18 protein-coding genes are annotated in these 20,649 nt (G+C 68.7%); 9 read left to right on the top strand and 9 right to left on the bottom strand.

Translation table 11 applies throughout. From position 1 onward, the window contains the following. Window positions 1–173 precede the first annotated feature (173 nt). Both treZ and treY read left to right on the top strand, forming a co-directional pair. Window positions 174–2,180, top strand: coding sequence for a malto-oligosyltrehalose trehalohydrolase (gene treZ / locus AC3WRR_RS03070; protein WP_492296205.1), 2,007 nt, complete (start codon window positions 174–176; stop codon window positions 2,178–2,180). Beyond that, complete coding sequence (gene treY, locus AC3WRR_RS03065) at window positions 2,180–4,873, top strand: malto-oligosyltrehalose synthase (RefSeq protein ID WP_454750247.1); 2,694 nt, start codon at window positions 2,180–2,182, stop codon at window positions 4,871–4,873. The genes treZ and treY overlap by 1 nt, the downstream gene beginning before the upstream one ends. Window positions 4,874–4,905: 32 nt before the next feature. Here the strand turns inward: treY and AC3WRR_RS03060 are convergent, their stop codons facing one another. Then, window positions 4,906–5,541 carry a malto-oligosyltrehalose synthase gene (locus tag AC3WRR_RS03060; RefSeq protein WP_492296204.1) on the bottom strand — a complete coding sequence of 212 codons (636 nt, stop codon included), beginning with the start codon at window positions 5,539–5,541 and terminating at the stop codon, window positions 4,906–4,908. Between the two features lie 417 nt (window positions 5,542–5,958). Here AC3WRR_RS03060 and AC3WRR_RS03055 point away from each other — a divergent pair, with 417 nt between their 5' ends. The 3 genes from AC3WRR_RS03055 to AC3WRR_RS03045 are packed head-to-tail and all read left to right on the top strand — an operon-like array spanning window position 5,959 to window position 7,003. Next, the gene (locus tag AC3WRR_RS03055) at window positions 5,959–6,324 is read left to right on the top strand and encodes a BON domain-containing protein (protein WP_492296203.1); all 366 of its coding nucleotides are present in this window, start codon (window positions 5,959–5,961) and stop codon (window positions 6,322–6,324) included. Window positions 6,325–6,358: 34 nt separating this feature from the next. Then, complete coding sequence (locus AC3WRR_RS03050; RefSeq protein WP_010814553.1) at window positions 6,359–6,589, top strand: hypothetical protein; 231 nt, start codon at window positions 6,359–6,361, stop codon at window positions 6,587–6,589. 30 nt (window positions 6,590–6,619) lie between these two features. Next, on the top strand, window positions 6,620–7,003 hold the full coding sequence (locus AC3WRR_RS03045; protein WP_010814554.1) for a hypothetical protein: 384 nt from the start codon (window positions 6,620–6,622) through the stop codon (window positions 7,001–7,003). 102 nt (window positions 7,004–7,105) lie between these two features. Here the strand turns inward: AC3WRR_RS03045 and AC3WRR_RS03040 are convergent, their stop codons facing one another. The 3 genes from AC3WRR_RS03040 to uvrA all read right to left on the bottom strand — a co-directional run bounded on the left by AC3WRR_RS03040 (window position 7,106) and on the right by uvrA (window position 14,290). Continuing rightward, window positions 7,106–7,966 carry an endonuclease/exonuclease/phosphatase family protein gene (locus tag AC3WRR_RS03040; protein ID WP_492296201.1) on the bottom strand — a complete coding sequence of 287 codons (861 nt, stop codon included), beginning with the start codon at window positions 7,964–7,966 and terminating at the stop codon, window positions 7,106–7,108. A 24-nt stretch (window positions 7,967–7,990) separates the two neighbouring features. Next, entirely contained in the window at window positions 7,991–8,341 is a 351-nt protein-coding gene (locus AC3WRR_RS03035; protein WP_010814556.1) for a hypothetical protein, read from the bottom strand. 87 nt (window positions 8,342–8,428) lie between these two features. Further along, a complete protein-coding gene (gene uvrA / locus AC3WRR_RS03030) occupies window positions 8,429–14,290 on the bottom strand; it encodes an excinuclease ABC subunit UvrA (RefSeq protein WP_492296199.1) in 5,862 nt (1,953 codons plus the stop codon). Between the two features lie 225 nt (window positions 14,291–14,515). On the opposite strand from uvrA, the gene AC3WRR_RS03025 reads away from it, so the two are divergent. Continuing rightward, a complete protein-coding gene (locus AC3WRR_RS03025; RefSeq protein ID WP_010814558.1) occupies window positions 14,516–14,794 on the top strand; it encodes a type II toxin-antitoxin system RelE/ParE family toxin in 279 nt (92 codons plus the stop codon). An 11-nt stretch (window positions 14,795–14,805) separates the two neighbouring features. Then, entirely contained in the window at window positions 14,806–15,141 is a 336-nt protein-coding gene (locus AC3WRR_RS03020; RefSeq protein WP_439669137.1) for a HigA family addiction module antitoxin, read from the top strand. Window positions 15,142–15,192: 51 nt separating this feature from the next. On the opposite strand, the gene AC3WRR_RS03015 is transcribed toward AC3WRR_RS03020, so the two are convergent. The 3 genes from AC3WRR_RS03015 to ribA all read right to left on the bottom strand — a co-directional run bounded on the left by AC3WRR_RS03015 (window position 15,193) and on the right by ribA (window position 17,864). Continuing rightward, window positions 15,193–16,563, bottom strand: a complete 1,371-nt coding sequence (locus AC3WRR_RS03015; protein ID WP_010814560.1) for a serine hydrolase domain-containing protein — start codon at window positions 16,561–16,563, stop codon at window positions 15,193–15,195. Window positions 16,564–16,609: 46 nt separating this feature from the next. Beyond that, window positions 16,610–17,089 (bottom strand): MarR family winged helix-turn-helix transcriptional regulator, encoded by a 480-nt coding sequence (locus AC3WRR_RS03010; protein WP_010814561.1) that lies wholly within the window; start codon window positions 17,087–17,089, stop codon window positions 16,610–16,612. A gap of 178 nt (window positions 17,090–17,267) precedes the next feature. Continuing rightward, window positions 17,268–17,864, bottom strand: coding sequence for a GTP cyclohydrolase II (gene ribA / locus AC3WRR_RS03005; protein ID WP_010814562.1), 597 nt, complete (start codon window positions 17,862–17,864; stop codon window positions 17,268–17,270). 268 nt (window positions 17,865–18,132) lie between these two features. Here ribA and AC3WRR_RS03000 point away from each other — a divergent pair, with 268 nt between their 5' ends. Then, a complete protein-coding gene (locus AC3WRR_RS03000; RefSeq protein ID WP_010814563.1) occupies window positions 18,133–18,663 on the top strand; it encodes a hypothetical protein in 531 nt (176 codons plus the stop codon). Window positions 18,664–18,671: 8 nt separating this feature from the next. Here the strand turns inward: AC3WRR_RS03000 and AC3WRR_RS02995 are convergent, their stop codons facing one another. Further along, window positions 18,672–19,142 (bottom strand): Lrp/AsnC family transcriptional regulator, encoded by a 471-nt coding sequence (locus tag AC3WRR_RS02995; RefSeq protein ID WP_010814564.1) that lies wholly within the window; start codon window positions 19,140–19,142, stop codon window positions 18,672–18,674. Window positions 19,143–19,293: 151 nt separating this feature from the next. On the opposite strand from AC3WRR_RS02995, the gene AC3WRR_RS02990 reads away from it, so the two are divergent. Continuing rightward, complete coding sequence (locus AC3WRR_RS02990; RefSeq protein WP_010814565.1) at window positions 19,294–19,635, top strand: hypothetical protein; 342 nt, start codon at window positions 19,294–19,296, stop codon at window positions 19,633–19,635. A gap of 7 nt (window positions 19,636–19,642) precedes the next feature. On the opposite strand, the gene AC3WRR_RS02985 is transcribed toward AC3WRR_RS02990, so the two are convergent. Continuing rightward, window positions 19,643–20,566, bottom strand: a complete 924-nt coding sequence (locus tag AC3WRR_RS02985) for a LysR family transcriptional regulator (RefSeq protein WP_010814566.1) — start codon at window positions 20,564–20,566, stop codon at window positions 19,643–19,645. Window positions 20,567–20,649: the final 83 nt, after the last annotated feature.

Here is a 20,649-nt window from a genome sequence, read left to right as displayed (position 1 = left end):
TAGTTTCTACAATGGCCCATGTAACAAAGCCCGCGCTGGCGCTTGCCCCCGCCAGCCCGCGGCCTCGCCAAGCGTTGTTCTGCGGGCATGGAGTTCGCATTGTGCCAAGACCGGCCATCCGGCCGGCTCTCCCTTGGCATTCCCCACGGCCGTCCCAAAGCCAGGAGCCGAATTTGCACGCCAACCCGTTTCTGCTCGCCCCCGGCGCCCGCTCCGCCATGCCCAGCCTGGCCCCGCACGACTGCTTTGCAGCGCCCACTGCCGCCGGGCCGCTGGGCCTGCCCGGCAACGACGACAATGCGCATGACTACCTGTTCGGGCCGGCTTGGTTGCCGGACGGCCGCGTGCGGTTCCGCCTGTGGGCCCCGGACGCAGCCGAGCAAGGCCAGGCGGTACGGCTGGAGATCGCCGGGCTCGGTCCGGTGCGCATGGCGGCCGGCGCCAACGGCTGGTTCGAGGCCATCGTTCCGTGCTGCAATGGGGCACGCTACTGGTTCCGGCTTGACGACGGCACCACCGTGCCCGACCCGGCCTCGCGCTGCCAGGCCGACGATGTGCACGGGCCCAGCATCGTGCCCGCGCCCGACGCCGCCGGCGCCTTTGCGTGGGCGTGTCCGGACTGGCGCGGGCGCCCCTGGCATGAAGCCATCGTCTATGAGTTGCACGTGGGCCTGTGCGGCGGCTTTGCCGGCGCGGCGCAGCAGCTGCCGCGGCTGGCGGCGCTGGGCTTCACCGCGGTCGAGCTGATGCCGGTGGCGGAGTTCCCCGGCACGCGCAACTGGGGCTATGACGGCGTGCTGCCATTCGCGCCGGAGTCCGCCTACGGCACCCCGGACGAACTGCGCGCGCTGGTGGACCGCGCCCACCAGCTCGGCATGATGGTGCTGCTGGACGTGGTCTACAACCACTTCGGGCCGGAGGGCAACTACCTGCACCGCTACGCCAGCGCGTTCTTCCGCGCAGACCGGCAGACCCCGTGGGGGCCGGCCATCGATTTCCGCCGGCCGCAGGTGCGGCGTTTTTTCACCGAGAACGCGCGCTACTGGCTGGAGCAGTTCCGCTTCGACGGCCTGCGCCTGGACGCCGTGCACGCGATCGAGGACGAAGGCTGGCTGGCGGCGCTGCCCGGCGAGCTGCGCACCATGCTGGCCGAAGGCGACGGCGCCAGCCGCCATCTCCACCTGGTGCTGGAAAACGACAACAACGATGCCGAACTGCTGGCCAAGGGCTACGACGCACAGTGGAACGATGACGCCCACCATGCCCTGCACGTGCTGCTGACCGGCGAGGGCGACGGCTATTACTGCGACTACACCCGCTGCGCCGATGAGGGCGAGGATGCGCCCGCGGGGCGCGGCGAGCCCGCGCTGCGCCACCTTGCGCGCGTGCTGGGCGAAGGCTTTGCCTACCAGGGCGAGTTGTCGGCGCACCGCTCCGCCGCCGCGCCGGGCGTGCCGTCAAGCGCGGACAGCGTGCGCCGCGGCCAGCCCAGCGCGCACCTGCCGCCCACGGCCTTCGTCTGCTTCCTGCAGAACCACGACCAGACCGGCAACCGCGCACTGGGCGACCGGCTGGCCGGCCTGGCGGACCGCAATGCGCTGCGCGCGGCGGTGGCGCTGCAGTTGCTGTGCCCGCAGGTGCCGCTGGTGTTCATGGGCGAGGAAACCGGCACGCAGCGGCCCTTCCTCTACTTCACCAGCCACCCGCCCGAACTGGCGCAGGCCGTGCGCGACGGCCGGCGCCGCGAGTTTGCGGCTTCCACGGCATTCCGCGACGATGCGCGCGCCGCGGCCATCCCCGATCCCAACGACCCGGCCACCTTCGAGGCGTCGCGCCCCGAGCTGGAAGACGACGGCGACTGGACCCCGTACTACCACGAGCTGCTCGCGGTGCGCCGCCGTGAACTGCTGGACCGGCTGGCCGGCTGCCAGTCGGCCGGCGTCGATATCCTGGGGCCGGCCGCGCTGTGCGCACGCTGGCGGCTGATGGACGGCATGGAGCTGAGCCTGTGGCTGAACCTGGGCAGCGAAGCCGTGCCATGCATGCGGCCATGCCACGACATGAGCGCGGCGCTGCATGAAAGCCTGCCCGGCGCCGCGGCCGAGCTGTCCGCGGGCATGCTGCCGCCGCTGGCCTGCGTCGCCACCATGTGCGAGCCCGCAGCGGCGCGCGCCAGATAATGCCCGCCGGCTTGCCGGAATCCCTGCCAGGCAGCCATGGCGATGGCGATGGCGGCGACCATGACCTGCCCCGCGCCACCGCGCGGCTGCAGCTGCACCCGGGCTTTACCTTTGCCGATGCTGCTGCCGTGGTCGACTACTACGCCGCGCTCGGCGTCAGCCACCTGTACCTGTCGCCTGTGTGCAGCGCGCGGCCCGCCTCCACCCATGGCTACGATGTCACCGACTTCACCCGCGTGCGCGACGAGCTGGGCGGCGAGCCCGGCCTGAAAGCGCTGGCCGGGCGCGCCCGCGCCGCCGGCCTCGGCCTGGTGCTGGACATCGTGCCCAACCACATGGCGGCCGACCCCACCCACAACCACTGGTGGCGCGACGTGCTGACCCACGGACGCGCCAGCCGCTGCGCCGCCAGCTTCGACATCGACTGGACCCCGCGCGACCCCGCCCTGCATGGCAAGGTGCTGCTGCCGATGCTGGGCCAGTCCTACTGGGACACGCTGGTGGCGGGCGAGCTGCAATGGGTGCCTGCAAGCGCAGACGATGCCGCCCACCTGCGCTACTTCGAGCACTCGCTGCCGCTGGCGCCGGGCAGCGTGGATGCCGCCGCCGCAACCCAGCCCGGCTGGTACGACCCCACGCAGGCCGAAGGCCGCACCCGGCTGCACGCACTGCTGGAGCGCCAGCACTACCGGCTGACCTGGTGGCGCACCGCCGCCGCGGCACTGAACTGGCGGCGCTTTTTCGAGATCAGCGATCTCGTCGGCGTGCGCGAGGAAGACCCGCAGGTATTCGACGCCGTCCACGCGCTGGTCTTCCGCCTGCTGCGCGAAGGCTGGATCGACGGCGTGCGTGTCGATCATGTCGACGGCCTGGCCGATCCTGCCGGCTACTGCCGCCGGCTGCGCGCCGAACTGGACCGGCACGCCGCCGCGCGCCCGCCGTTGCTGCGGCTGGCGCACCCGTGGCTGGTGGTCGAGAAGATCCTGGGCCCGCGCGAACGGCTGGCGCCGGACTGGCAGGTGGATGGCACCACGGGCTACGACTTCATGGACGAGGTTGCCGCCGTGCTGCACGACGGCAACGGCGAGGCGCCGCTGGGCGCGCTGTGGACTTCGGCCAGCGGCGATGCGCGCCCGTATGCCGCCCATGTCGCGGCGGCACGGCGCCAGGTGCTGGAGCGGCACCTGGTAACCGAGTACGAAGGCGCCGCCGCCTGCCTGCACGACTGCGCGAAGCAGGAGCCCGGCACGCGTGACCTGACACGCGCGGCGCTGCGGCGCGCGCTGGCCGCGCTGATGGCGGCGGTGCCCGTCTACCGCAGCTACTTTGACGCGCAACCCGGCGCACGCGACGCCTCTGCCGCACAGGCCGACCATGCCATGCTGGACCAGGCCATGCAGGCGGCGCGCGCCGACCTCGCCCCGGACGAGGCCGTGGCACTGGCCTTTATCGGCGGCTGCCTGCGCACGCCAGCCCCGCCCGACAGCGAAACCGGCGTGCTGCGCCGCCGCCTGCAGCAACTGATGCCCGCCCTGGCAGCCAAGGCCGGCGAAGACACCGCGTTCTACCGCTACGGGCGGCTGCTGTCGCGCAACGAGGTAGGCAGCGACCCCGGCACGCTGGCGCTGCCGCCGGCGCAGTTCCACGCGCGCATGGCGGCGCGGCGCATGGCCTGTCCTCATGCCATGCTGGCCACTGCGACCCACGACCACAAGCGCGGCGAGGACACACGCATGCGCCTGGCCGTGCTGAGCGAGATGCCCGCTGCCTGGGCCGAGGCCGTGGCGGCATGGGAACGCGCCTGCACACCGCTGCTGTCGACGCTGCCGCAGGCCCCGGACCCCGGCGACCGCCTGATGCTGTACCAGACCCTGGTCGGCGCGTGGCCGATGGAGGACATCGGCAAGCCTGCAGGCAGCAACACCGTCGAGGCCTTCCTGGAGCGCGTGTCCGCGTGGCAGCTCAAGGCCATCCGCGAAGCCAAGCGCCACGGCAACTGGACCTGCCCCGACGCAGCCTACGAAGCCGCGTGCGAGGGCTTCCTGCGCGCCATCGCGGCGGACTGGCCATCGGGTGTGCTGGCGCATATCGGCCAGTTTGCGCAGCACATTGCCGTGGCAGGCGCCGTCAACAGCCTGGCACAGGTGCTGGTCCAGCTGACCGCACCAGGCATCCCCGACCGCTACCAGGGATGCGAAGGCTGGGACCTGAGCCTGGTAGACCCCGACAACCGGCGCCCGCCCGATTTTGCGCAACTGCGCGCGCGCCTGGGCTGCAGCGCTGGCTGGGCCCACTGGCTGGCGCACTGGCGCGACGGGCGCATCAAGCAGCAGCTGATACGCCAGGTGCTTGCAGTACGCCACGCCCATCCCCGGCTCTTTGCCGACGGGCAATACAGCATGCTGGCGGCGCAAGGCGCGCTGGTGCCGCAGGTGCTGGCCTTTGCCCGCACCGCGGATGCGCACCAGGCCATCACCGTGGTGACGCGGCTGGTGGCCACGCAGGTCGACCCGACCATGCCGCGCATCCCGCCCGCGGGCTGGGGCGACACCGCCCTGAACGTGGGCGCGCCGCAGCCGAGCCGCTGGACCGATGCGCTGACCGGCCACGTGCTGGACGCACCCATGGGCCGGCTGCGCCTGCGCGAGGTGCTGGGCGGCTTGCCGGTGGCGCTGCTGCTGCGCCAGCCGTAAGCGGCCCAGGGGCAGCGCGAACGCTCGCGGCCTCAGGACTTCTGCACTGCCGTGTGCAACACGATCGGCGTCAGCGGGCCGTGGTGATGGCGTGGCGTGCCATGCGGCACCGCCTGGCCGTGCTGCGGCGGCTGCGCGCCGTCGTGCGGCCCACGCCTCGCCTGGCCGGGCGAAGCGCCGCGTTCCTGCGGCAGGTAGGGCCGGATCACGACGGCAACGTAATCGTCCTCCTTGGGCGTGACGACGATATACGCCAGGCCCGACATCACCAGGCCGACCTCACCGAGCTCGGTCGCGATGCGCGCCACGATAAAGCGCTGCAGCAGCAGCGGGTTGACGCTGTCGTCAATCGCAAGCGCGGCCGTGCAGATGGTCAGGAAGCAGCGCTCGACCTCGCGGCACACCACCACCACCTCATCGATGGCGTAGCCCGAGCGGCTGGCGCGCACCAGCACCGACACCCCCGAGCTGGGCGCGGCGCGGTGCCAGCCCGGCTTGACCTTGAAGCTGGGCAGGGCCAGGCCGGAGCCGGTGTCGTGGGCCACGGCATTGAAGCGCTGGGCGAAGTCCGTGGGCGTCATCGCAAGCAGCTGGCGCTCCACCGGCGCCGAAGACACCGAGACGGACGAGGCCAGGACGACGGTGGACAGGATGCTGGCTAGGTTCATGACTACCTCGCAACGGATGAGCCGCTCCCCCCGGCTGCGCTGTCGGGCCCGGCGGCACGCGGCGCACAGGGGGCCGCCGCGGCATGGGGCCGGCGTTGCGGGCTGTGCTCGCCGGCACTTGCCGCTCGCCAGTTTTTGCCAGCATTTCCTCCACTATAGACACGACGGCACGCAATCACACGACGGCGCAAGCATCGCGCCGGTCATGCCGCGCGGGCGCTGGCAGGCTGCACATGCAGTTTCTGCCGCGGCTGTAAAAACTACGCCGTGTGCGCCGAACCGGCAGCGTCGCAAGCCGCACAGGACCCAGCTCCGCACCGGCGGCGCCGGCGCCGGCGCCGGGAACGGAGCTTGCAGGTCAAAGACAGATGCGGAGCAGGAATCGCCCTGCCCGTTGCCAAGTACAGGAGGATCGTCATGACACCACGCTTCCGCATCGCCCGCCTGGCGCTGCCTCTGGCGGTGCTGGCGATGGCCGCCTCCCAGTCCGTTGCGGCCGCCCCGACCGATGCGCCGGCGGCGCCGTCATCAACGGGCCGCACGGCCGCGCCGCGCGACACCGCAGCCGCCAGCGACCGCGCCATCACTGCCGAAGTCCAGGCCCGCCTGGCCAACGCGCGCACGCTGGACCCCGCCAGGATCCGCGTATCCACCACTGACGGCGTGGTCAAGCTGGAAGGCACCGTGCGCGACGATAAACAGCGTACGATGGCAATGGAACTGGCTCGTTCGGTGCGCGGTGTGAGCGCCGTATCCGACGAGCTGCGCGCCGGCACCGACTGACCGGCAGCGCCATGCCAACCTCCGTGGAGACGCCATGAGCACCCATCGCCAGCCCGACCATGACACCACGCGACGCCGCAGCGAGCGTCCCGACCCGCACAAGGGCGGCCCCGACACCGAACATGAACGGGGCAAGCCCGGGCGCGACCGCCGCCACGATGTCGAGCGCGAGCATGACATCCCGGACGAGAACACCGAGCCGCCTTCAGTCAGGCGCCGCGGCGACAGGCCCGATGACAGCGAAGCGCCAGTGGAGAACCACTGAATCCGCCGAGCCAACCGAACAGGAGGCACGATGAGCAAGACCGTACGTACCCACCGTATCGGCCCACGCCACGGTGACCGTGTGGGCGGCACCGCGCCCGCGCCGCGCGAAGGCGCGCAGGCTTCCGCCGGCCGCCGTTCGCGCGAGAACACCGCGTCCGGTGCCGCGCGCGCCGACGCGGGCCATATCCCGAGCACGCTCGACCCCGATCTCGAACAGGAAACCGACGATATCGACGAAGAAATCGAGCAACGCGAGAACGAGGCCCACACCGCGCAGGATGAGGAAAGCCCGGAGGAAGAGATCGCCGATGAAGTGATGCATGCCGCCGAAGACCTGCCGGCCGAAGTGCCGGTCGACAAGGCTGACCACACCGATGAGCGCGAGGAACGCCCACCCCGCGCACCGCGTTAGCTAGCGCCCGGCAAGGACGTATCCGTGCGGCAAGACGAACGGGGGCCCCGGTGCGCCCGGAACCCCCGTCTTGATCGGCCGGGACGCTCATCAAAGCCACCGCTATGTCGTACTGAGGTCTCCACCGTCATACTGCGGCGCTGCGGGCACCTCAAAGCGAGCCAGCAGCGGCAGGTGGTCGGAGGCCACGCGCGCCAGCGGCGAACGGTGGCTGGCCACCGACACCAGGTGCGCGCGCGGCGACACCCAGATGCGATCGAGGGCAAACACCGGCCAGCGCGACGGGAAGGTGGCGGTGTGCGGCGCATGCTCGAAATACGCATGCAGCCAGCGCAATGGCCGGCCCCACAGGAACCATTCATTGACGTCACCGAGCAGGATGGTCGGCAACGGCGGTGCGGCGGCCACGTAGTTGAGCAACTGCTGCACCTGGCGCCGGCGCTCACCGGGGCGCAGGCCCAGGTGGGTGGCAATCACGCGCAGCGCGCTCTCCCAGCCCGAGGCCGTGCACGCCAGCGTGACATCGATGGCACCGCGCGGCTCGCAGCCCTTCACCGTCAGGTCGATCTGGTTCACCGCCTGCGGCGCAAAGCGCGCCAGCAGCGCATTGCCATAGTCGGCATTGCCGCGCACGCGCGTAAATCCAGAGACCACGTGCATGCCGGTATGGCCGGACAGGTATTCCAGGGTATGGTCGTTGCTGCTGCCGGATTCCACTTCCTGCAGCGCGACGATATCGGCGTCCAGTTCCTCCAGCACCGTTGCGATGCGGTCAGGCCGATAGCGGCGGTCCGTGCCCACGGCGCGGTGGATGTTGTAGCTGACCACCGTCATGCTGGCGATGCCGGCCGCGTCCGCCGCGCAGTGCAGCCCTGCCCGCGCGCTGGCGACCGCAGGCGTGTCGCCAGGGTCACGCGCCTGGGCAGGATTTACAAGAGGCGGTAAGTCCGGTTGCATTCGCATGGCCGGCAGCGCTGGCCGCAATGCTCAGGCGCCATCCAGGAACGGGTTCGGCTTGCCGATGCGGCGGCCGAGGTCTGGGCTTTCCCAACGTGCGCCCTCCGTGTATGGATCCGGGGCGCGCTGCATGGTCGTGCCAGGCACGCCAGGCTGCGCCGGCACGGTCGAAGGCTGGGCCTCTGGCGCGGGTGCCAGGTCGGTTCGGGTGGGGGCGTTGGCGCCCTGGGTGTACGGGTCGAACTTGTCGGTGCTGCGCGCGCCTTGCGAATACGGGTCATAGGTGCCGCGCGGCGTGCCCGGCGCCTGCGCCAGGGCGGGGATTGCGGCAGCGGCCAGGGCCACGGCCGCAAGGATTCGGCTGGGACGGATATGCTTCATGGTTACCTCCGGTTGCGCGCGATGTGCACGCCAGTAGCCATGGTCAAGCGAAAGGCGTGCCCGTACGCCCTTCGCTGCGCCAATCCCTCAGGCGATGCTCACCTTGCCTGCCCCGGCATTGCCCCGTGCCAGCACCGGCACCAGCGCTGCACCGGTATGGCTGGCCGCATTGCGCGACAAGGCCTCCGGATCGGCCGCGCCGACAATGGCGCCCCCGCCCGCACCGCCTTCGGGGCCAAGGTCGATGATCCAGTCGGCCTCGGCAATCACGTCGAGGTCATGCTCGATCACCACCACGCTGTGCCCGCCGTCCGTGAGCCGATGCAGCACGCGGATCAGGCGCGCCACGTCGGCCATATGCAGGCCCACGGTGGGCTCGTCCAGCACGTACAGCGTATGCGGCGCCTTCTGGCCACGTCGCGTGATGTCGTCGCGCACCTTGCTCAGTTCAGTCACCAGCTTGATGCGCTGCGCCTCGCCGCCGGACAGCGTTGGCGACGGCTGGCCCAGCGTCAGGTAGCCCAGGCCCACGTCCTTCATCAGCTGCAGCGGATGGGCGATGTTCGACATGGCCGAGAAGAACTCCACCGCCTCGTCGATCTCCATCGTCAGCACGTCGCCGATATTCTTGCCGCGCCAGGTGACCGCCAGGGTCTCGGGGTTGAAGCGCTGGCCGTGGCAGACATCGCACGGCACCTTCACATCCGGCAGGAAGCTCATGCCGATGGTGCGCACGCCCTGCCCTTCGCATGCCGGGCAACGCCCGTCGCCGGTGTTGAACGAGAAACGCGACGCCGTGTAGCCGCGTGCGCGCGCTTCCAGCGTATCGGCAAAGAGCCGGCGAATGGTGTCCCACACGCCGATATAGGTGGCCGGGCATGAGCGCGGCGTCTTGCCGATCGGGGTCTGGTCCACCTCCAGCACGCGGTCGATCGATTCCCAGCCGGTGACGGCGTCGCAGCCATGCCAGTTGTGCTCGACATTGAGCGGCTTCCTGGCGCTCGACTTGGCTGCCTTGGCCTCATCCTTCGCAGCGTTGCGCGCGCGCCGGGTCGCCGGCGACGACAGCACCGAGCGGCCCACCGCATCGAGCAGGTTGGTCATCAGCACATCGCGCGCCAGCGTGGATTTGCCCGAACCGGACACGCCGGTAATGGCCACCAGCCGCGACAGCGGAATGCGCGCCGTCACCTTGCGCAGGTTATGCAGCGACGCGCCGTGCACGGTCAGCCATTCCGGCGGATCGGCGGGCTTGCCGGCGGCGCCGGGCTTCACCTTGCGCCTGGCCTGCAGCGGATGGATGATCGGGTGCGCCAGGAACTGCCCGGTGGTGGAGTCCGGCGCCGCCGACAGGTCGGCCACGCCGCCCTGTGCCACCAGCGTGCCGCCGCGCTTGCCCGCACCGGGGCCGATATCGATGATGTGGTCGGCACGGCGGATGGTGTCTTCATCATGCTCGACCACCACCAGCGTATTGCCCTTGTCGCCGAGCTTGCGCAGCGCGTCCAGCAGGATCTGGTTGTCGCGCGGATGCAGGCCGATGGTGGGCTCGTCCAGCACGTAGCAGACGCCCTGCAGGTTGCTGCCCAGCTGCGCGGCCAGGCGGATGCGCTGGGCCTCGCCGCCAGACAGGCTGGGCGCGGCACGGTCCAGGCTCAGGTAGCCCAGCCCCACTTCCTCCAGGAACTGCAGGCGGCTGCCGATCTCGCTGATGACATCGCGGGCGATCTCGGCATCGCGCCCCGTGAGGTGCAGGCCCTCGACCCAGCGGCGGGTATCGGACACGGTCCACTGCGCTACGTCGACGATTGCATTCTCGTCGAAGGTCACCGCGCGCGCGACCAGGTTCAGGCGCGTGCCGTGGCAATCCGGGCACGGCGTGTCGACCACGCCTTCGGGCTCCTGCTCTTCCGACGGCAGGCTCTGCTCGCGGCCGCGGTTGTCTTCCACCAGCACGGTATCGTCGAACGCCGCGCGCTGCTCGCGCGTCAGTGCCAGCCCGGTGCCCACGCAGGTGGTGCACCAGCCGTGCTTGCTGTTGTACGAGAACATGCGCGGGTCCAGCTCAGGGTAGCTGGTGCCGCACACCGGGCAGGCGCGCTTGGTCGAGAACACCTTGACCTCGCCCACGTGCGCGGTGCCGCCGTTGTGCATGGCGTGGTGCAGGCCGTCCAGCGGCGCCAGCAGGTGCATCACGCCCTTGCCGGCCTCAAGCGTCTGCGCCAGCAGCGCGCGCAGCTCGGCCTCGTTCTCAGGCGAGACCACCAGGTCGCCCACCGGCAGCTCGATGGTGTGCTCGCGGAAGCGGTCCAGCCGCGGCCACGGGTCGACCGGCAGGAATTCGCCATCGACACGCAGGTGAGTATTGCCGCGCGCCTTGGCCCACTTGGCCAGGTCGGTATAGACCCCCTTGCGGTTGACCACCAGCGGCGCCAGCAGCCCCACGTGCTGGCCGCGATGGTCGCGCAGCAGCTGGGCGGCAATCGACTCCGGGCTCTGCGAGGTCACCGGCGCGCCGTCATGCACGCAATGCTGGATGCCCAGCTTGACGTACAGCAGGCGCAGGAAGTGCCAGACCTCGGAGGTGGTCGCCACCGTGCTCTTGCGGCCGCCGCGCGACAGGCGCTGCTCGATCGCCACCGTCGGCGGGATGCCGTAGACCGCATCCACCTCGGGCCGGCCCGCCGGCTGCACGATGGAACGCGCATAGGCATTGAGCGACTCCAGGTAGCGGCGCTGGCCTTCGTGGAACAGGATGTCGAAGGCCAGCGTCGACTTGCCCGATCCGGACACACCGGTGACCACGTTGAACTTGCCGTGCGGAATATCGACGTTGAGCGCCTTCAGGTTGTGCTCATGCGCATTGACGATGCGCACCACGTCCTCGCCCTCGACCTCGCGGCGCGCGCGCCGTGCCTGCAGCGCGGCCTGCAGCGGCACGCCTTCGATCTCGGCGCGCTCGGCGGCCAGCGTGCCGGCTTCGCCGAGCGCCGCGTCATAGTGGATCAGCGCCTGGCCGGTATGCGATTCGGCGCAGCGCTTCATGTCTTCCGGGGTGCCGGTGCAGACCACGCGCCCGCCGGCGTCGCCGCCCTCGGGGCCAAGGTCGATCAGCCAGTCCGCGGCGCGGATCACGTCCAGGTTGTGCTCGATCACGATCAGCGAATGGCCGCCGTCCAGCAGCTTGCCGAAGGCGCGCATCAGCTTGGCGATATCGTCGAAGTGCAGGCCCGTGGTCGGCTCGTCGAACATGAACAGCCGGCGCGGGATGGCGCTGGGCCGGGTCCGCGACGGCGTGGCCTGCACCGCTTCGGCGAGGAAGCCGGCCAGCTTCAGGCGCTGCGCCTCGCCGCCCGACAGCGTCGGCACCGGCTGGCCCAGCTTCATGTATTCCAGGCCGACATCGACGATGGGCTGCAGCACGCGCAGCACCGCGGGGTCGGCGGCAAAGCAGGCGGCCGCTTCGCTGACGGTCAGCTCCAGCACGTCGGCAATGCTCAGCAAGCGCGGCGGCTGGCCGGGGGCGGCACGCTCGATCTTCACTTCCAGCACTTCGGGGCGATAGCGGGTGCCGTCGCAATCCGGGCAGCGCAGGTAGACATCGCTCAGGAACTGCATCTCGACATGCTCGAAGCCCGAGCCGCCGCAGGTCGGGCAACGCCCGTCGCCCGAGTTGAAGCTGAAGGTGCCCGCGGTGTAGCTGCGCTGCAGCGCCATCGGCGCCTTGGCGAAGATCTTGCGGATCTCGTCGAACGCGCCCACGTAGCTGGCCGGGTTGGAACGCGCGGTCTTGCCGATCGGCGACTGGTCGACAAAGACCACATCGTCGACCAGGTCCGCGCCGGTCAGCTGGCGGAACGCGCCCGGCGACTCGGTGGCCTTGCCGAAGTGCCGCGCCATGGCCGGATGCAGCACGTCCTGCAGCAGCGTGGACTTGCCCGAACCCGACACGCCGGTCACGCACACCAGCCGCTGCAGCGGGATCTCGACCGTGACGTCCTGCAGATTGTGCTCGGTGGCGCCTTCCAGCACGATGCGCGGCAGCTTGGCATCCACCGGTCGGCGCTGCCAGTGCGAGGCATCGGCCACGCGGCGGCGCCCGCCCAGGTACTCGCCGGTCAGCGTGCCGGCATTGCGGATGTCCGCCGGCGTGCCGTCGAAGATGATATTGCCGCCGCGCTCGCCGGGGCCCGGGCCCATGTCGATCAGTCGGTCGGCAGCCAGCATCACGGACGGATCGTGCTCAACCACCACCAGCGTGTTGCCCGCATCGCGCAGCCGGTGCATGGCCTCGACAATGCGGTTCAGGTCGCGCGGGTGCAGGCCAATGCTGGGCTCGTCCAGCACGAACAAGGTGTTGACCAGCGAGGTACCCAGCGCCGTGGTCAGGTTGATACGCTGCACCTCGCCGCCGGACAGCGTGCGGCTCTGGCGGTCCAGCGTCAGGTAGCCCAAACCCACGTCGCACAGGTATTTCAGGCGCGTGCGCACCTCGGCCAGCAGCAGCTTGAGGGCATCGTCCAGCATCGCGCTGGGCAGGGTCAGCTCGTCGAAGAAACGGCGGATGCGCTCGATCGGCAGCAGCATCAGGTCATGCACGGTCAGGCCGGGCAAAGCCTCCAGCCGGGTGCGGTCCCAGTCCACCCCGCGCGGCAGGAAGCGGCGTGGCGGCGCCAGCACGGCGTCGGCATTGTCCTTCGAGCCCAGGCGCCACAGCAGCGACTCGGTCTTCAGGCGTGCGCCGCCGCAGGTTTCGCACGGCGTGTAGCTGCGGTACTTCGACAGCAGCACGCGGATGTGCATCTTGTACGCCTTCGACTCCAGGTAGTTGAAGAACCGCATCACGCCGTACCAGTGCTTGTTCCACTGGCCGGTCCAGTCCGGCGAGCCATGGATGACCCAGTGGCGCTCGGCCTCGGTCATCTCCGCCCAGGGGGTGTCGCGCGGAATGCCGGCCTTGCCCGCGTAGCGCATCAGGTCGTCCTGGCACTCCTTCCAGGCCGGGGTCTGCATCGGCTTGATCGCGCCCCCGCGCAGCGTCTTGCGCGCGTCGGGGATCACCAGGCCAAGATCGACGCCGATCACGCGGCCGAAGCCGCGGCAGGTCTCGCACGCGCCGTAGGCGGAGTTGAACGAGAACAGCGCCGGCTGCGGGTCCGCATAGCGCAGGTCGCTGTCGGGGCTGTGCAGGCCGGTGGAAAAGCGCCATACGGGGCCCTCGTCGCCGTCAGCCAGCACATAGATGTTGACGCGGCCGCCGCCGCGCTTGAGCGAAGCTTCGATCGCCTCCACCACGCGCACCTTCTCCGCATTGCCGATGCGGAAGCGGTCCGCCACCACATCGAGCAGCTTGCGTGCGCCGGTGGGCGACTGCACCACGCGCTGCGCCTGCACGCGCGTATAGCCGCTGACCGACAGCCACTGCTGGACCTCATCGTCGGTGGCGGACTCGGGCAGTTCGACCGGGAAGGTCACCACGAGGCGCGCGTCGTGATGCGGCTGGCCCTCGGCCGTGCGCGCCAGCAGCTCGGCGTAGATGGTTTCGGGCGAGTCATGGCGCACCGGCAGCGCGGTCTGCTTGTCGAACAGCTCCGCCGCGCGCGCATAGAGCAGCTTCAGGTGGTCATTCAGCTCCGTCATCGTGCCCACCGTCGAACGCGAGCTGCGCACCGGGTTGGTCTGGTCGATGGCGATGGCGGGCGGCACCCCGTCCACGCGCTCCACCTGGGGCCGGTCCATCCGGTCCAGGAACTGGCGGGCGTAGGCGCTGAAGGTCTCGACGTAGCGGCGCTGGCCTTCGGCATAGAGCGTGTCGAACACCAGGCTGGACTTGCCCGAGCCGGACGGCCCGGTCACCACGGTCATCTCGCCGGGGCGCAGGTCGAGATCGACATTCTTGAGGTTGTGCTGGCGGGCGCCGCGAATGCGGATTAGCTGCTTGCTCGACACGATTTCTCTTTTCGAATCAGGACGTTAAGGAGGAGACCGGGGACGGTCCGACCACTGTACATCCATACAGTCTATCAGGTTGGAAAAGAATTGGTATCGATCACGTCGCACGGAATCAGACAAGTGACGGTGCGGTGCGAGAGGCGAGCGGCTTTCATGACCGTTCGCGCCAGGCCAAAGTCTGACTTTCGCTGCATTGCTATTTATCGATTACCGATATGCGATATGATTCAGTCATTCAGATGTTCCGACACCGCTGAACTGTTCGCGGGCCGCTGTGTACCGCGCTTCGGCAATATCCGCGCCGTGGCCGAACGCAAGCTGCGGCTGCTGCAGAGAGCGTCGACGCTGGAGTTCCTGCGCTCCCCGCCGGGCAATCGCCTGCAGTTGCTGACCGGCGACCGCAAAGGCCGCTACAGCATCCGCATCAACGAGCAATGGCGAATCTGCTTCATCTGGACCCACGACGGCCCCGCGGTCGTTGAGATCATCGACTACCACTGAGGAAGACAGACATGGTTCGCTTCAAGGACGGCATGCGTCCCATCCACCCGGGCGAAATCCTGCGCGAGGATTTCCTGGTACCGCTCAACATGAGCGCCAACGCCCTGGCCCTCGCGCTGCGCGTGACCGCGGCGCGCATCAACGACATCGTCCGCGAGCAACGTGGCATCACGCCGGACACCGCCCTGCGCCTGGCGCGCTATTTTGGCGGCGATGCGCAGTCGTGGCTGAACCTGCAGCTGGACTATGACCTGAAGGTCGCGCAGCGCGACCACGGCGAGCGCATCATGGCGGAAGTGGCGCCGCGCGATGCCGCGGCGGCCAGTCAACCGGCCGCTGAAAAGTAGAAAACGGTATTGCCGGGGCGGCGCTGCCCACGCCGCCCCGGGGCCATCTCCCTATCGCATCAGCGTTTCCGCCAGCGCCCGGAAAGCACGGAACGTGATCGGATTGTTGGCCGCGTTGCCGGCCACGGGGTGCGACGCGTATCGCACGATGGTCAGCTCGGCCTTGGGGTCGATATAGATGCGCTGGCCATGGATGCCGGCGGCCTGGAACATGCCGTGGCTGTCGTGCGAGACCCACCACATGTCGCGATAGCTCCAGCCCGGCAGCACCGGCGCGCTGGCCGACCTGGCAAACTGGTCCCGGTCGCCGCCGCTGCGGATATCCGCCACGACCGAGGCCGGAATGATCTGCTTGCCATTGAAGCGCCCGTTGCCGCGGATGGTCTCGCCAAAGCGCGCAAGGTCGCGCAGCGTGGTGTTCAGCCCGCCGCCGCCCGACTCCGTGCCGATGCTGTCCACGGTGAAGTACGCATCCTGCTCCGCGCCCATCGGTTGCCAGATCCGCTCCGAGAGCAGCTTGGCCAGCGACTGACCCGAGGCCCTGCGCACGATCCACGCCAGCACCTCGGCATTGACCGTCTTGTAGGCAAACACCGCATTGTGGTCGCCTTCCTTCTGCAGGGTCTTCAGGAAGTCGTAGAACGTCCCCGGGCCGCTGTAGCCCGCCGGGCGGGCCAGCATGCCGCCCGCACGCGCGTAGTCCCACACCTCTGCCTTGGGATTGGCATAGTCCTCGGAGTAGCGCACGCCGATGGTCATGTCCATGACCTGCCGCACCGTGGCGTCACCGTAGGCCGTGCCAGCCAGTTCGGGCAGGTAGCGCGTCACCGATGCCGCCGGGTCGAGCTTGCCGTCGGCCGCGAGCATCGCGGCCAGCGTGCCGACAAATGACTTCGTGACCGACATGGCGATATGGGGCGTGTGCCCGTCGAGCGCACCGAAATAGCGCTCATAGATGACTTTGCCCTTGTGCATCACCAGGATGCCGTCGGTGTAGGTCAGCGCCAGCATCTCGTCGAAGGTGCGGCGGGTGCCGTCCGCATCGGTGAACTGCACCGAGCCGACATCCCGTTCCGCACGCGGCAGCGCGCTGGCCGGGCCGGCGCCGCGCCAGACGGACGCGGTCGGCACCAGTTCTCGGATATGCGAGAACAGCCAGCGATTGCGCGGAAACCTGTCGGCGCCCGGCGTATGCGTGATCAGCTTGTCCGGCGGCGGCGGGAAGCCCTGCATCCAGCCCATGCGGTTCGGGTCGCTGTCCAGCGCTGCAACCAGGGTCGGCGCCGCGGCTGCCGGGGCGGCCACACTCCCGGCAGCGCTGCCGGCGCTCTGGCTCCAGGCCGGCAGGCTGGCCGCGCACAGCGCCATGCATGCCAGGCGGCGCCAGGGGCGCGAGGATTCCGGATAGGTCTTCAACGACATGCTGTCTCCTTGCTTTGTTTTGTTTGAGGGATTGCCGCGCGCGGGGCTAGCCAGCCTGCGCATCCGCGCCCTGCTGGTGCTCGATCAAGGCCGCGGTCAGCTTGTCGATGCAGCGGTCCAGCGTCTGCACTTCCGCTTCCGTCAGCACCGAGAGGAACATCTTCTCCAGCATGTCGCCGCGCTGGTACGTCCGTGCGACCAGTGCTTCGCCCGCCGCGGTCAGGTAAAGGTTCAGCTGCCTGGCGTCGGCCTCGCCGACTTCACGGCGCAGCAGGCCCCGCTTTGCCAGCGCGGTGACCAGCTTGGAAGTCACCGTTTTCTCCAGCAACACCAGTTCGATCAGGCGCGTCAACGTCAGGCCCGGCTCCAGCCCGGCAAAACGCAGCACACGCAACTCCCGCAGGCCGATGCCGAACTCGCGCTCGTAAAAGCCGGAGGCGGAACTCTTGGTCATTTCGCAAAGGCGGTTCAGGCGAAACGACATGAATTCCAGGATGGAATCGGTGGTGCTGGCAGTGTTGGACATGGGAACGGGTGATCAGGCGGCCGATAGATTCTATGGGCAATAGTTTCCATGAGCAACTAACCAAGGGTAAGTACGGTTCTTCGCGGGATCGCCGGGCAAAAGAAAAGGCCCGCCCCAGGATTCCTGGCAGCGGGCCGGTCCAGGCAGCGCGGCGGCTGCCTGCAGCGCTCAAGCGCGATCAGTCGAGCAGGTGCCCCATGCGCGTGCGCTTCGTAGCCAGGTACTTCTCGTTCTCGGCGTTGGACGGCACGATGTGGCGCAACTGCTCGGTAACCGTGATGCCGGCCTTCTCGAGCGCTGCGGCCTTGAGCGGATTGTTGCTCATCAGGCGCACGGACTTGACGCCCCACTGGTGCAGCAGGTCGGCGGCGAAGGCGTAGTTGCGTGCGTCGATCGCCTGGCCCAGGGCCAGGTTGGCGTCGACCGTGTCGAGCCCGCCGTCTTGCAGGCGGTAGGCGCGGATCTTCTCGGCCAGGCCAATGCCGCGGCCTTCATGCCCGCGCAGGTACAGCAGGATGCCGCGGCCTTCGGCGGCAATCTTTTCCATGGCGAGCTCGAGCTGCGGACCGCAGTCGCACCGGCAGGAACCGAAGACGTCGCCGGTCAGGCATTCGGAATGCATGCGGATCAGGACGCCATCGCCCGTCACATCGCCCACGCTGAGGGCTAGGTGTTCGATGCCTGAATCGGCGCCCTTGAAGGCGTGCGCCGTAAAGTCGCCGAATCGCGTCGGCAGGCGCGCCGAGTCGATCAGCTCAATTTCTGTGTCATTCATACCGGAATTCTTGGTCAAAAGGCGGGGGCGCGGCCCGGCACCGCCGACATTATGAGCGGAATTGCACCTTCGCGCTCGGATTCCCCGCCGAGGCGGGGCGGGACAGCCGTCGGCGAAGTCCTACAGCAGTACGCGCAATCCCCTTATGCAGCCGCTTCAAGCGGGTCGGTAGACTCGGTTTACAGGACATCGCCGGAGCCGTTCCAGGCGACAAAAAGCGCAGTGCGCATCACCTGACGGCGGCCCCCGGCCCCAGCAGGAGCAGGCCATGACCGGTAATCCCTTGAACGCTGAGCAAGCCAGTACCAAGATCGCAGCACTGTTCGATACCAGGTCGGCAGCCAACGACGCCGCCGAACGGGTCTGCCATGAGGCCCATCTCCGGCGCGGGCAGGTGCGGCTGGTGCATCCATACGAAGCGCACTTCGGCCGCAAGCTGGAGCCCGAGAACGACGCCATCGCGCGCACCGCGGTGCGCTCGCACCTGATGATGGGTACGCTGGGCGCGGTGGTCGGGCTGGCCATTGTCGGCATCCTGCACCGGCAGGGAGTCGAGGCCGTCATGGACAGCCCGGGATTCGCAATCGGGGCGGCCCTCTTCCTGGGCATGGTGTTCGGCATGCTGTTGGCGGGGCTGGTGACCGCACGACCGGACCATCAACTGGTAATAACGCCGGTGCGTGAGGCCGTGCAGCATGGCCGCTGGGCGCTACTGGTACACCCGACCACGCCGCAGCAATGCAACGAGGCTATGCGCGCGCTGCGCAATACCACCGCCGAGGTGCTCAGGACAGCCTGACAAGCTGCTCAGGGCTCGACCGAAGGCTCGCGCTTGAGCGTGCGCAGCACAAAGGTCGAGCGGCTGTGGCGCAGGCCAGGCAGCTTGTATAGCTTGTGCCGCAGGAACTCCTCATAACCCAGGGTCCCCGCCACGGCGACCTTGATCAGGTAGTCATATTCGCCCGTCAGCAAGTGGGCCTCCATCACCTCAGGCAATTCCGCCAGGGCCTTGCCGAAGCGGTACAGCATGTCGTCGTCGTGCCGCTCCAGCGTGACCTCGATCAGCACGGTATCCGGCAATCCCAGCGCCTTCTGGTTCAGCAGCGCGGCGTAGCCTTCGATCACCCCGCTTTCTTCCAGCGCGCGCACACGGTTCCAGCAGGGCGTGGCCGACAGGCCGACTTGCTCGGCCAGCCGCGCATTGGACAGGCGGCCATCGCGCCGCAGTTCACGCAGGATGCGCCGGTCGGTGTCGTCGAGTTTGGGCGGCTGTGCCATCGCAATATCTACAAGAAAAGAAACATCCTTATATTCTGCCATGAATGGATGTTTATTCTCCAATAGAAGCCATATCGAAGAAAATTTAGAAGCCAATTTTGCGTAACGGCTGGTAAATTTACCTTATCGAACGACCTGCCGGAAACAACACATGCCAGCCACCACCCTCCCCACCTTGCACCTCTCGCTGCGACTCGAAACCGCCGACCTGTTCGGCGCCATGGAATGGGTGCTGGCCAATGCGCGCCGTACCGGCCTGGCGCCCGCGCAACTCAGCTTCGACGCGGCCCGGCAGGCCGTGCTGCATGCCACCCTGACGGCGCAGGATGCCGGCCAGCTGTGGCTGTTCCTGCGCCGCCTCGACAATGGTTTCGACGTGGAACTGCTGTTTGCCGACGTGGATGACCCCGACAGCGACGCCGTGGCCGAGCCGGCACCGCGCGCCGCCATGCGCCGCACCAACAGTGAGCCGGCCCTGGCCCTGCCCGCGTGAACCGCGCCTAAGCAGCCTGCGGCAGCAGTTCGATCCCATCGAGCTGCGCCGCGCACGTATCGCGCACGATCGAGACAAAGTCCGCCACGTAGGGCCTGCGCGCCATCGCCGCCGGCACCGTGGCATAGAGCTCGCTCCACAAGCCTCTGGCACCGATGCGCTTGGCCAGCACGTAGTCGTGGTCGACGTAGTTCTTCACCCCCCAGTTGGGCAGCGCCGCCACGCCGCGGCGGCTGGCTACCAGCTGCAGCACCGCCACCGTCAGTTCCGCCGTGCGCCGTTCCAGGTGGATGCCCGCGGGCTCCAGCACCTCGCGGATCAGGTCGATGCGCTGCTCGGGCACCGGATAGGTAATCAGCGTTTCGCCGGCCAGGTCTCCGGCTTCGATGCGGCGCTTGTTGCGCAGCCGGTGTTCATTGGCGATGACCGCCAGGATCTCGAAGCGGAACAGCGGCGCCACCTCCAGCCCGCGTCGGGCCGCCGGCTGCGAGCCTATCACCATGTCGGCGCGGCCGTCGCTGAGCAGCGCGATCGGGTCGGCGTGGAAGCCCGCCACCAGATCCACCTCCACTTCCGGCCAGCGGCGGCGGAACTCGTCCATCACGGGCATCAGCCAGTCGAAGCAGGTATGGCATTCCAGCACCACGCGCAGCTCGCCACGGGTGTCGCCCTTGAGCCGTTCGATATCGCGGTCGGCGGCGCTGACCGCGGCCAGCACCTCGCGCGCCAGCGCCAGCAGGCGTTCGCCCGCCGGCGTGAAGCGCAGCCCCTGGCGCGTGCGGTCGAACAGCGGCAGGCCGTAGTGCGATTCGATCGCCTTGATCTGGTGCGACAGCGCTGACTGGCTGACATGCACGCGCTCGGCCGCGGTGGCCAGCTTGCCGGACTCGGCAATCGCCACCAGCGAGCGCAAATGGCGGACTTCGATCATGCGGCGCCCCCAACCTGTTGCCCGTCTGTCTTGATATGAAACTCATTCATATGTTGTTTAAAACTTGTCGCTTGATTCATTTT

Source organism: Cupriavidus sp. FW305-3-2-15-C-LB2 (assembly GCF_058787575.1).
Note: the sequence above shows the minus strand (reverse complement) of the source record. Positions and strands in the feature narration are given on the sequence as shown.